Here is a 12,506-nt window from a genome sequence, read left to right as displayed (position 1 = left end):
CCCTCCAGAAACAAATTAGGAGTGCGGAACGGAACGCATGGACAATTAGCGCTGACCCGGGCGTTGGGGCAGGAGCGGGATGAGCTCGATCTGCGACTGCAATTCGGCTTCGAGTTGCTTTCGGGCCTTGAGCCGTTGAATCTCTTCCACCAAGCGGTCTACATCGCCAACCCTGCGGTAGACGGACGCGAACCGAACGTAGGCCACATCATCCAGATGCCGGAGCCGCTCGATCACCCGGTCACCGATCTCGCGGCTCGCGACTTCGAGTGTCCCCTGCTCGGCGAGTTCACGCTCGATCGCGCTCGCCGCCTGGTCGAGGACTTCCCTGGGGACGGGCCGCTCTTCGCATGCGCGGAGCATGCCCGTCAACACCTTCGTCCGGTCGAACGGTTCCCGGCGCCCGTCCCGCTTCGCGACCTGGAGGACGATCCGCTCGGCCCGCTCAAAGGTCGTGAAGCGGCGCTTGCAGCTGAGACACTCCCGGCGGCGGCGGATCGCCTCCCCCTCGTCGCTGGCTCGGGAGTCAAGGACCTTGCTATCCTCTCCGCCGCAGTAAGGGCATCGCACAGATGTTCGACCCTCTATCTATATATAGGCGCAAGAGGCATACTAGCATACAAGATATGGTGGTGCAAACGGTGTAAATGCGCAAATCGGGGGAGGGCTTGAAATGGCACCACGGTAATTGGGCTCGTAGGAAGCGCGGCGCCGATTCTAGCCGCCGGAAGAACCGGCGCACCGTGACGTCGGAGCAGAAGGACCGGCCGGGGGAACCCGGCCGGGTTTATGCCTCCGAGAACCCCAGGAAGACCCCGTGAGGCGAGCGGCCCGTCGGGAACGTGGCCAGGAGCGCCAACGTCTTTGCGTCGACCACAGAAGCGGTGTCGTCAAATCGCCCGGAGATCCACAGGCGCGATCCATCGGGACTCAGCATCGGCATATCCGGCCCGCCGGGCACGGGAAACTTCTCTACGACCCGCTGTGTCGCGACGTCGAACACGCTGGCCGTGTTCTCATACCGGTTCGTGACGAAGATGGTGCGGCCATCCCGCGAGGCGACCATTTCGTGGGCGCCCTTCCCGCTGTGCACTTTCTTGGTGGGCTTCCACTCGTCGGTGGCGAAGACGCTGATGGTCCCCACGTGGCTCGCCACAAAGAGGTACTGCCCATCCTGCGAGATCTGAACCCCAGCCGGCTGCGGATCGACGCGCAGGGTGTGCGCAACCCGCTGCGCCTCCGTGTCGATAACGCTCACGCTGTCCGAAAACTGATTCGAATTGACAAACCACCGGCCGTCGGGGGAAAACCACATGTGGCTGGGCTGGCGGCCCGTCCGGAGACGCTTGAGCGGGCGGAAGGTCTCGCCGTCGTGGATCTCGACGAAGTCGTACCGGTAGGCGACCTTGTAGAGGTGGCGGCCGTCCTTGGTAAACATGACGTTGTAGGGATCCAGCATCGGAATGCGCCGGCGGGGATGCAGCGTGGCCAGATCGATCTCGATGAGCTCGTTGCTGCTGGTATTGCACGAGTAGACGGCTTTTGCATCATGCGTCAGCCGAAACTTGTGCGGCTCCTGCCCGACTGCGATGGTGTCGATCGGCGCGAACGTGCGGGCGTCTGCGACGGTCAGCGTGTTGCCGAGGCTGTTGGCGATCAAAGCCACCAACCGCCGGGATGGGGGGGCCGGTCGCGCCGGGGCCGCCGGCATCGTGGCGGTGGGCCGCGGAGCGCGATGCGGCCGCACGGTGCGGATGACCACCCCAGCCCCCACCGCGCCGGCCGCGGCCAGTCCGCCCCACCGCAGCAGGCTCCGCCGGTCGAACCGGGTTGGCGGCACGTTAGACGCCCCCCGCGGTTAGAATAAGATCCGTCCCATAGGCGATGAGGAACCCGACCGCGATCCCCCACGCCCCCCAGATCGGTGCGCGGAAGCGGCGGCCGACGACGAACATTTCACCGACAATGTAGAAGAGGGCGCCTGCGGCCAGCGCCAGGAAGAGCACAAACGCCGGGAGCGCCGTCACGCGGTATCCCACGAGCGTGCCGAGGAACGTCGGCCCGCCCGCGATGAGCCCGGCCATCCCCAAGAACGCCCACGTAGGGGTCTCTCCGGCCGCAGCGAGAGGGGCGGCCACGGCAAAGCCTTCCGTGATGTTGTGGAGGCCAAATCCGACGACGAGGATCACGGCAAAGCCAACCGCCCCGGCGGCGGCGCCCTGTCCGATCGCCAGGCCCTCGGAAAAGTTGTGCAGCCCCAGACCGACGGCGATCATCAGAGCGAGTTGCGCAGGGGTCCGCGCTGCTTGAGAACGGCGCACGGCGCCGGCATCGAACATGACCAGACCGACCAGACCCACGACGAGCCCGATGACAAGCATCGCCGCAAGCAGTCCAAATGGGCCCCAGTGTCCGGCTTTCATCCCGTCCTTCATCGCCGCCTCGATCGGCTCCAACGCCTTCGACAGGATATCCCAGATCAGAAACAGGAGCACCCCGAGCGCGAGCGCGTTGAGCAGGCTCTGGGGCCCGGGGTTCCTCTGCCGAAGCCGCGCCACGGGAAGCCCAAGATAGATCGTCAGGCCCGCCACGCCGCCGAGCGCGACCGTCTGCCACTGTGTCATGTACCCGTCTCGACCCTCCAGCACGACGGAGGCGGCACCCCCAGGTCCTGGACCGCCGCCCGACCGCCCTCGGATTCTAGAGTAGCTAAGTCAAGAATACCGTCAAGGCTCTATCAACTCAATCCCTCGGCACGGTCAGGTGCGGAAAATCACCGACTCTCGCCCGAACAACCAAATCGCCACCTCGAGAATAAGGGTCGCGTAGAAGATGCACGAAACCGCGGTCAGCGCGAGGTGCCACCAGTTGATCGTGCCCAACAGCAACTCGCGGAACGAGAAGAACGTATTCAGCACCGGCATGAGGTACACCCACGACGTGGCCTGCCACTCGCTGATGTATTGCACGGCCAGGCCGGGGAGGACGATGGCGAAGTACAGCGGCGTCACGTACTGCTGCGCCTCTCGCGGGGACCGGGCGTAGACGCTGACCGCGAGCTGGATCGCGCTCACCAGGCCGGAGAACAAGAGCGCGATGCCGAGCAGCACCACGGCGGTGCCGAGCGGCAGGCTGACGTCGAGCTTCGTGGACGTGTGGACCAGATACGGATAGCCCCAGCGCAGGCTCAGCATCATCGTCGTGATCACGATGATCACCGAGCCCAATGACGCCGCGAGCACGGCCAGGAACTTCCCCACGACGATGGCCTCCCGGGTCGGCGGCGTCACGAGCAGCGACTCGAGCGTGCCCCGCTCCTTCTCCCCGGCGGCCAGATCGACTGCCACCGACATCCCGCCGACGACCGCCCACATCGCGATGAAGAACGGCAGGAGGCTCGCGAGCAGGAGCCCCGAGAGCTGCCGCTGGGTGGCGACGTTGCGCTCGTCCAGCACCACCGGGAGCAGGTCGGTCGGATTCAGATGGCGGGCCAGGAGCCTGCGCGCGACCACCTGCTGGCTGTAGCGGGAGATCAGGTCGACGACCTTGTTCCGGGCTGCGACGCTCTCGGAGTCGCTGGCGTCGTACTGGATCACCACGTGCACCTGGCCGTCGCGCGCGATGGTGGCTTCCATCCCCTGAGGGATCTTCAGCACCGCGAGCACCCGCCGCTCGCGCAGCGCCTTGACCGGATCGTTCGTCTTGACGGGGCGAATCAGCTTGGTCGTGTACGCGAGGTGCACCAGCCCGGAGGCCTGCCCCACGATGGCGACGGACGGCGTCGAGGTCGCGATCGCGCGCTGCTGGCGCTGTTCGAGATACGGGATCCCGAGCGTCGCCAGCGGCATGATGATCGCGGGCAGCAGGATCATGACCAGCAGCGTGCGCCGGTCTCGCGAGGCCTCCAAGAGCTCCTTCGCGAACACCGTCCGCACGTCCGGTCCCAACGGCTGCGCCGCGCTCGGGGGGATGCTCCCCGGCGCGAGGCGCTGCCGCAGCCATCCACTCGCCCGAACGATCATCGAACGGTATCCTCCACGAGCTGGACAAAGATCTCCTCCAACCCCATTCCCGTGCGTGCCTTGAGGTCGTCGAGCCGCCCCTCCGCCTGCACTTGGCCCGCGGCGATGATGGCGACCCGATCGCACAGCCGCTCTGCCTCCTCCATCACATGCGTGGACATGATGACGCAGCGCCCGTCCTGCTTGAACCGGGAGACGAAGTCTCGCACGGAGCGCGCCGAGATGACGTCCAATCCCGACGTGGGCTCGTCGAGGAAGACGACCGGAGGATCGTGGACGAGGGCGCGCGCGATGTTCACCTTTTGCTTCATCCCCTTGCTGAAGGTGTCCGTGACCCGGTCCATGTCGGGGGTCAACTCCAGCGCCTCGAGAATCGCCTCGACCCGTCCCTCCAGCACCTCGGGCTGCACGCCGTACAGGCGGCCCGCGTAGCGGACGGCCTCACGCGCCGTGAGGCGGCCGTAGATCCCCGCGTTCTCCGGCAGGACGCCGATCACGCTTCGCACCGCCGCGGGCTCCCTCGTGACGTCGTGCCCGGCGATGCGCGCCGTGCCGGAGGTCGGCCGGAGAATCGTCGTGAGCATCCGGATCGTCGTGGTCTTACCCGCGCCGTTGGGTCCCAACAAGCCAAATACCTCGCCGGCGTAGCACTGGAACGAGACGCCCTTGACGGCATGGAAGTTGCGGAATCGCTTCTGGAGGTCCTGCGCTTCGACGAGGACGGACGAATCGCGCGAAGTCCCGGGTCCCGTCACTGACACGAGAACCCGAGCGGCACGACGCTGAGCGCGAAGATCACTACGAGCGCCGCCGCGATGATCTTCCGGCTGAGGGTCACCGGCGACACGTCGTCGAGGGGCCCCGGGTGCCCGCGGCGCAGCAGCAGGAGGATGAGCACGCCCATCAACCAGTACTTGAAGACGAACGCCACCACGGCCGCCGCGATGGACAGCACCAGGTGCGCGCGGGCGCCAAACACCGCGCGGGTGACGTGGCCGCCGTCCAGCATGCTGCCTGGAAGCAGGTTGATCGCGGTCACGAGCAGCCCGAACCATCCGGCGAACGCCGCGGGATGAAACAGGACGTCGGCGGACGGATCGGGATGAAGCAGCCGGGCGATCAGAAAATCCACGAGCTTCGGGGAGGGAAACTGGCACCCGTGGATGGCGGCAGGATTCGCGATCACCGTGGAGTGCGCGATCCCGTAAATGAGCACGGGAATGGCGACGAGAAACCCCGCGATGGGACCGCTGGCCCCCAGGTCCACGAGCGCGTCACGATTCGGGGCGGGCGTGCGCATCAGGATCACCGCCCCCATCGTCCCGAACGGGGGCGCCATGGGGATGAATAGGGGCAACCCTGCGTCGATCCCGCGCCAGATCGAGACGAGTTTGTGGCCCATCTCGTGGCAGAAGAGGATCGCCATCAGCGGGAGGGAAAACGCGACGCCGCTCGCCCACGGGGTGAGCCGCCCGGGCCCGCCGTCCCCCGTGCCGTTGAGATACCCGGCGAAGAACGTGGACGCGAGCGTCGCCACGAACAACGCCACGGGCAAAGCCCACTGGAGACGGGTCTGGGGCGGCTTCGGCGCCAGCAGGATCACGGTTCGCCCCTGGCGCCGCCGGAGCATCGGGAGGACGCCGATGGGATCGAGATGCTCGCGGAGGCGGAGGAATCGCTCCTTGCCGTCCTCCCCCGGCAGGATATCGAACACCAGACGGCCGTCTTGGACCTCGATCCCGTTGACCTGAAACGTCGCTTCCACCGCAGCCTGAATCGCGGTGAAGCGGTCCGGAGCTACCGTTGCCATGGATTCTAGCCTACCACCGGGGATGGACAGGGAAAAGAGCCGCGGCCCGGACGCGACGTAGCCAGCCGCCGCGCCCGGGCCGGAGAGATGCGATTTCCAGTCTAGCGCTTCCGAAGAAAGGCCGGGATGTCCAGGTCGTCACGCTCCAGGCGGGGGGTGCTCGGGACGCCGCCCTCCCCGACCGTGACGGCGACCTCCCCCTCCCCGGTGTCCTCGAGGTCTCGACGGCGGCCCTCGAAGCCGGTGGCAATCACCGTGATGCGGACCTCGCCGTCCAGCCGCTCATCGATCACCGCGCCGAAGATGATGTTGGCGTCTGCGTCGGCGGCCTTCTGTACGACTTGGGCCGCCTCGCTCACCTCGAACAGTGCCAGGTCGGTCCCGCCCGTGATGTTCATGAGAACCCCGCGGGCTCCGTCCATCGACGTCTCCAGGAGCGGACTGGCGATCGCGGCCTGGGCGGCCTTGACGGCGCGGTTTTCGCCGTCCGCCACGCCAATGCCGATCAGCGCCGACCCCGCCTCGGTCATGACCGCGCGGACGTCGGCGAAGTCGAGGTTGATCAGCCCGGGTACGGTGATCAGGTCGGCGATCCCCTGGACTCCCTGCCGGAGGATGTCGTCGGCCACGCGGAACGCCTCGACCACCGTGGCGCTCTTGTCGACCACTTGCAGCAACCGGTCGTTCGGAATCGTGATCACCGTGTTGACGCGCTGGCGAAGGTTTCGGATCCCCTCGTCGGCCACAACCGCCCGGCGGCGGCCCTCGAAGCTGAAGGGTCGGGTGACGACGCCGATCGTCAACGCCCCCAGCTCACGGCCCACCTGCGCCACGACATGCGCGCCGCCGGTTCCCGTCCCCCCGCCCATCCCCGCGGTGACGAAGATCATGTCCGCGCCCTCGAGGGCCTCGGTCAGTTCCTCCCGGCACTCCTCCGCCGCCTGACGGCCGATCTCCGGATCGCCGCCCGCGCCAAGTCCTCGGGTCAGTTTGCCCCCCACGTGGATCTTCTTGTCGGCGTTGCTCAGAGCCAACGCCTGCGCGTCCGTGTTGATGGCGATAAACTCAACACCCCGGAGCCCCGCGCTGATCATCCGGTTGACCGCATTGCTCCCGCCCCCGCCAACCCCGACGACCTTGATCGCCGCGTATCCCCGGAGGTCCCGCTCAGCTCCCGCCATCATCACCCCTCCCACCAGATCTGGAGGAGAAGCCTGCTTCTCCTCCCCTTGCGTTTCGGCCGCCTCCGATCCCCACGTGAGCATCCGGTGAACAGGGTGTTTCGACCGATGTGCCGGCGTCATCCTCCGTCGACTCCTCTCATGCCTGCTGCGTCGTCTCCCTGGACTTACGCCCCCAGGGTGAATTCCCGCAACCACTGGCGCACCCGACCGTACATCGTTCCGTCGCCGTTCACACTCCGCCCACTCCGGCCCACCCTCCGGCGGCGCGCATCGTGCAGCACCAATCCGACACCCGTGGCGTATGCCGGGCTGCTCACCGTGTCGGCTACGCTCCCCGGAATCTCCGGCAGTCCTACCCGAGCCGCCATCCCCAACCGCTCCGCGAAAAGATCTGCGAGCCCGAGCAACGCGGCGGTGCCCCCCGTGGCCACGATCCCGGCCGGGATCCGGTAGGCAAACCCTGAGCGGCTGAGCTGGGCGCGCACGAGCCCAGCCATCTCCGCGATCCGCGGCTCGATGATCTCGCTCAGCATGCGTCTCGGCATGAGCCGGGGCTCGCGGCTTCCCACGTGGACGACCTCGATGCTGTCGCCGTCCGTGATCATCGCCGGCATCGCGCACCCGTGGCGGATCTTGAGGCGCTCCGCGTCACCAAACGAGGTCCGAAGCCCGACGGCGATATCGTTTGTCACATGGTTGCCTCCATACGGAAGCACCGCGGTGTAGCACAGCCCTCCCCCTGTAAAGATCCCGAGGCTGGTCGTTCCTCCGCCGATGTCGACCAGGGCGACACCCAGGTCCCGCTCCGCGGGAGAGAGCACGGCTTCGGCTGAGGCCAGGGGCTCTAGGACCAGCGCTTCGCTCTCCAATCCGGCCCGCTGCACGCACTTTAACAAATTCGCCAGGACCGTGCTGGCCCCCGTGACGATGTGGGCTTCGACCTCGAGGCGGGTCCCGTACATCCCGACGGGGTTCTTGACGCCGTCCTGTCCATCCACAATGAAATCGCGGGGGAGCAGGTGGACGATCTCCCGGTCGCTCGCCGGGACCGCCGCCAACCGCGCCGCCTCCACGACGCGGGACACATCCTGTTCGCCGATCTCGTGGTCGGCTCGGGAAACGGCGACCACGCCCCGGCTGTTCTGGGACGCGAGGTGTCCGCCCGAGACGCCCACGATCGCACCGGCGATCCTCACCCCGGCCATCCGCTCCGCCTTGTCGACGGACTCCTCGATGGCGCGCGTGGTGGCCTCGAGATCGATCACCGCGCCCTTACGCACACCACTAGACAGAGAGGCCCCCATCCCTGTGATGTGGACCTCTCCGTCTTCGGTGGGTTCTGCGACGACAACACAGACCTTGGTGGTGCCGATATCAAGCCCCACCAAAGGTCCCCGCTTGGCCAAGCAGGTGCACCTCCGGCTTCGACTAAGGGAAGGATGGACGGTGCATCGCGGGCCTTATTCCACGTCTCGAGGGGTTCTCCTGCCACGCGCCCGGCTGAGCAGGCGCCCCGGACGCCCGCATGGGCCGCACCACGATGCTCCCGGGGAAGCGCAGGTCCACCGACTCCACCTGGAGGCCTCGAGTCGCAATCGCGTCGAGCACTTGGGGAACCATCTCCACGCGTTCGTCCATCCCCTTCATCCCGCCCAACCGCACCGAGATGCCGTCCCGCAGCGCGAGCACCACCTCACCTGCGCCATTCACCCGCACGGCGGTGATCCGGTCCCTGAGCGGGTCCGGCAGCATCCCCGCGACGCGGGCTCCGAGACGCACCTCGGGGGATTGCGCCACCCGGCCGATCGAGACGTCGGTCGGGTCGAGGCGGTCAACAATCAGGACCGGTTGCGCACCTCGATCCGCGGCGGTGGTGATCGCCACCCCGTCCGCGCTGAGCATGACGTACTCTCCCCCGGCGTCGAGCGCCGCGATCGGCGCCCGCTCGCGGACGGCCAACCGGACCCCGCGTGGGAAGTCCTCCATGGCGACGGTGACGCTCTCGATGCGGGCATCGGTCAGCAGTCGTTCCCGAATCGCCCCGGCGTCGACCTGGAAGGCGTTGAGCCCGGGCTGGAGGTCGACCAGCCGGAGGACCGTCGACGCCGGAACCGCCGTATTGCCCGTCACGGTCACGGTGTGGAGGGCGAAGACCGAGGAGGCGGGAAATGCGGCGGCTCCGCACAGCATCGAGATGGCCGCGAGAAACCGCACGATCCGCCGGAGCGAGACACGCCGCGGCCTGCGGTCGGCCGGACGATCCACGGGAAGGGGCACCACCACAGACATCACAGCCCCCCCGATTCGAAATCCCCGATCATTTTGATCTCCGGCTCGAGGTCGATCCCCGACCGATCCCGAACCCTGGCCCGGACTTCCGCGATCAGCCTCACCACCTCGTCCGCCGTCGCCCCGCCGGTGTTGAGGATGTAGTTCGCATGCCGGTCGCTCACCGTCGCCCCGCCGATCTGCATGCCCTTTCCGCCCGAGACGTCGATGAGACGGCCCGCATGGTCCCCCACCGGGTTGCGGAAGATGCATCCGGAGCTGGGCGGCCCCAACGGTTGCGTGTCGCTGCGCGTCTGGAGCCAGGCATCCAGACGCTCGAGGCACACCCGAGGATCGGCGGGCGTGAGGTTCAGGGTGACCTCCAGCACCACACCGCGTTCAGCCTGCAGCCGGCTCTGCCGGTACTGGAGGCCCATTTCCTCGCGGGACCATGTCCGTTCTCCGCTTGGGGTGAGCACGCGCACCTCGCGGACCACCTCGGACAAGGCGCATCCGTGGGCGCCCGCGTTCATGACGATTCCTCCCCCCACGGATCCCGGGATCCCCGCAGCGAACTCGAGCCCGGCGAGCCCCCGGGCGGCGGTCGCCCGGCTCAGTTGGGGAAGGCTGACGCCGCACTCGGCAGCGACATCGCTCCCGTCGTACCGGACATGTTCCTGGCCCCGGCCGGTCTTGATGACCACACCCCGCACGCCGCGGTCCGCGATCAGCACATTGCTGCCCCGCCCCAACACGACAAACGGAAGGCCCTCCCGATACATCCACGCGGTGCAGGCAATCAGATGATCGAGCGAGCGCGGCAGCACGAGCACATCGGCCGGGCCGCCGATGCGGAAGGTCACGTGACGGGCCAGGGGCTCGTTGCGCCGCACGCCCCCCGGGCACAACTGCTCGAGGGCCGCGACGACGTCCTGCGCGACGCTACCCACGCCCCGTCACTCCCGCCGCCCGCGCCCGCAGCCGCGTGACCAGGGCATCGCCAATCTTCCACACATCCCCGGCGCCGATCGTCAGCACGAGGTCACCCGGCCGCACGTGTGCCTCCAGCCAGGCCGCCACCTCCGCCGAATCCGCGATCGCGTGCACGGCCCGCCGCGCGCCGACGGCACGCACGATGATCCCGGCATCGACGCCGGGGAGCGGAGGTTCATCGGCTGCGTAGAGCTCGGTGATGATGACCTCGTCCGCCGGATCGAACGCGCCGGCGAACTGCGGGCCCACCGTCTGCGTGCGGCTGTACCGGTGCGGCTGGAACACCGCGATGATGCGGCTGTCAGGCCAGCATTGCCGGGCCGCCTGAAGCAACGCGTGGACCTTCGTCGGGTTGTGCGCGTAGTCGTCGACCACGAGCACTCCACCGACGTCCCCGCGGACCGTGAATCGCCGCAGCACGCCGCGAAACGTCCCGAGCGCCGTGGCGGCCAACCCAAACGGCACGCCGAGCTCTAGGCTTGCCGCGAGCGCGCCGAGCGCATTCTGCACGTTGTATGCGCCGGGGACGGGCAGGGTCAGGTTTCCGAGCGTGCGATCCCCCCCTCGGACATCGAACACCGTCCGCGGACCGGCCATTTCGAGGATCCGTGCGGTGTAGTCTGCTCCGGGCTCGAGGCCGTACGTCACCGCGCGCGCCCCCCGCGCGGCACGCAGATCGTTCGCCAGCGTGCGCCCGGCAGCGGCGTCGGTGCAAATGACCGCAAGCCCGGACGCCGGAAGCCGCCAAAGGAACCGCCGGAACGTCTCGAGCACCTGCTCCATCGATCCGTAGAAGTCGAGGTGATCGGTGGCGTCGATGTTGGTGACGATCGCGATCTGCGGAGCGACCCGGAGCAGCGACCCGTCGCTCTCGTCGACTTCCGCAACCAGGTCCTCTCCGCGTCCGGCCCGCGCGTTGCCGCCAAAGTCATCCACCTCGCCGCCGATGAGCACCGTCGGATCGCGCCCCGCCTGCTCGAAGATTCGGGCGATCATCGACGTCGTGGTGGTCTTGCCGTGAGTGCCGACCACGGCGATGCTGCGCTTCCCCTCCATCAGGCCGCCCAGCATTTCGGCCCGGTGCAAAACCCGGACGCCGCGTTGTCTGGCCATCTGCACTTCGACGTTGCCCTCGGGTACGGCCCGGCTGATGACCACCACCTGGTCCGGCTCGATGTTCTCGGGCGCGTGGCCGATCTGGATGCGCGCGCCGGCCGCCCGCAGCCTCCGCGTGACCTCGCTCTCGCGGAGATCGGATCCGGAGACCGCGTACCCGCGCGCCAGCAGCACCGAGGCGATCGCGCTCATGCCCGCGCCCCCGATCCCCACGAAGTGCACGCGAGATCCCGCCGGGATCATCCGCGGACCCCTTCCGCGAGCGGTTCCACCAGGCGAGAGACGAGCGCGATCACCCGGTCGGCGGCGTCGGGACGCCCGTGGCTCCGGGCGGAGGCCGCCATCGCCTCGAGCCGGCCGGGCGTGTCGAAGAGATCGGTGATGGCTCCCGCCAGACGCTCCCCGGTCAACTGGGCGTCGGGGATGAGCACGGCGCCGCCCGCGGCGACGACCGCGGACGCATTCCACGTCTGGTGGTCGTCTGCCGCAAAAGGATAGGGCACCAGGATCGAAGGACGCCCGTTCGCGGTGATCTCAGCGAGCGCGTTTGCCCCACACCGGCTGACGACGAGATCCGCGCACGCATACGCCGCGCCGATGTGTTGGATGTAAGGGACGCGGAGGTACCGGATCGCCCCCTCGAGAGGTGATGGTCCGGGCGGCGGCGCCACTTGCAGCGGCGCCACTTGCAGCGGCGCTCCCGTCGGCGCCCGCTCTACCCCACTCCAGCCTCTGCCGACCTGGTGGAGCACCTGCAGATCGCCCCGGGATGCGAGCCGGCGCACGGTCTCTTCCGCTGCGGCGTTGAGCCGAGCGGCCCCTTGGCTGCCGCCGATGATGACCACCGTCTTTCGGCCCCGGTCGAGCCGAAAGGCGGCGAGGCCGTCTTCCCGTGTCGCCGTATACGCCTCCCGGCGGATCGGCAGCCCGGTCATCACGGTCCGACCTGCCGGCAGCCGGCCCGCAGCCTCCTCGGAGGAGACGGCGATGACGCGGCTGTACCGCGCCAGCGTGCGGTTCGTCCGTCCGGGGAGGGCGTTTCCCTCAAGGACGACGACCGGCACGTTCGTGACGGCGGCGGCGATCACGGAGGGCACGGCGGCGACTCCACCG

General features: G+C 68.1%; 12 protein-coding genes. All 12 read right to left on the bottom strand.

Annotation, left to right across the window (positions count from 1 at the left end):
- Positions 1-45 precede the first annotated feature (45 nt).
- On the bottom strand, positions 46-570 hold the full coding sequence (nrdR, locus tag VFP86_12200; protein HET9000399.1) for a transcriptional regulator NrdR: 525 nt from the start codon (positions 568-570) through the stop codon (positions 46-48).
- Positions 571-787: 217 nt separating this feature from the next.
- Positions 788-1,840 carry a hypothetical protein gene (locus VFP86_12195; GenBank protein HET9000398.1) on the bottom strand — a complete coding sequence of 351 codons (1,053 nt, stop codon included), beginning with the start codon at positions 1,838-1,840 and terminating at the stop codon, positions 788-790.
- A gap of 1 nt (position 1,841) precedes the next feature.
- Positions 1,842-2,624, bottom strand: coding sequence for a ZIP family metal transporter (locus tag VFP86_12190; GenBank protein ID HET9000397.1), 783 nt, complete (start codon positions 2,622-2,624; stop codon positions 1,842-1,844).
- 135 nt (positions 2,625-2,759) lie between these two features.
- Complete coding sequence (locus VFP86_12185; protein ID HET9000396.1) at positions 2,760-4,022, bottom strand: ABC transporter permease subunit; 1,263 nt, start codon at positions 4,020-4,022, stop codon at positions 2,760-2,762.
- Positions 4,019-4,777: an ABC transporter ATP-binding protein gene (locus VFP86_12180; protein HET9000395.1), complete on the bottom strand. Its 759-nt coding sequence runs from the start codon at positions 4,775-4,777 to the stop codon at positions 4,019-4,021. Before VFP86_12180 ends, VFP86_12185 begins: the two co-directional genes overlap by 4 nt.
- Positions 4,774-5,832 carry a site-2 protease family protein gene (locus tag VFP86_12175; GenBank protein HET9000394.1) on the bottom strand — a complete coding sequence of 353 codons (1,059 nt, stop codon included), beginning with the start codon at positions 5,830-5,832 and terminating at the stop codon, positions 4,774-4,776. The genes VFP86_12180 and VFP86_12175 overlap by 4 nt, the downstream gene beginning before the upstream one ends.
- A 101-nt stretch (positions 5,833-5,933) precedes the next feature.
- Positions 5,934-7,013 (bottom strand): cell division protein FtsZ, encoded by a 1,080-nt coding sequence (gene ftsZ / locus VFP86_12170; protein HET9000393.1) that lies wholly within the window; start codon positions 7,011-7,013, stop codon positions 5,934-5,936.
- 167 nt (positions 7,014-7,180) lie between these two features.
- Positions 7,181-8,422, bottom strand: a complete 1,242-nt coding sequence (gene ftsA / locus VFP86_12165; GenBank protein HET9000392.1) for a cell division protein FtsA — start codon at positions 8,420-8,422, stop codon at positions 7,181-7,183.
- A 22-nt stretch (positions 8,423-8,444) separates the two neighbouring features.
- Entirely contained in the window at positions 8,445-9,305 is an 861-nt protein-coding gene (locus tag VFP86_12160) for an FtsQ-type POTRA domain-containing protein (protein ID HET9000391.1), read from the bottom strand.
- The gene (gene murB, locus VFP86_12155) at positions 9,305-10,234 is read right to left on the bottom strand and encodes a UDP-N-acetylmuramate dehydrogenase (GenBank protein ID HET9000390.1); all 930 of its coding nucleotides are present in this window, start codon (positions 10,232-10,234) and stop codon (positions 9,305-9,307) included. Before murB ends, VFP86_12160 begins: the two co-directional genes overlap by 1 nt.
- Positions 10,227-11,636, bottom strand: a complete 1,410-nt coding sequence (murC, locus tag VFP86_12150) for a UDP-N-acetylmuramate--L-alanine ligase (protein HET9000389.1) — start codon at positions 11,634-11,636, stop codon at positions 10,227-10,229. The genes murB and murC overlap by 8 nt, the downstream gene beginning before the upstream one ends.
- On the bottom strand, positions 11,633-12,506 hold an 874-nt coding region (locus tag VFP86_12145; GenBank protein HET9000388.1), incomplete at its 5' end, for a glycosyltransferase. The genes murC and VFP86_12145, both read right to left, overlap by 4 nt.

This window comes from bacterium, from assembly GCA_035703895.1.
Lineage (GTDB): Bacteria > Sysuimicrobiota > Sysuimicrobiia > Sysuimicrobiales > Segetimicrobiaceae > Segetimicrobium.
The sequence above is the reverse complement of the archived record's forward strand: the minus strand, read 5'-3'. Positions and strand labels throughout refer to the sequence as shown.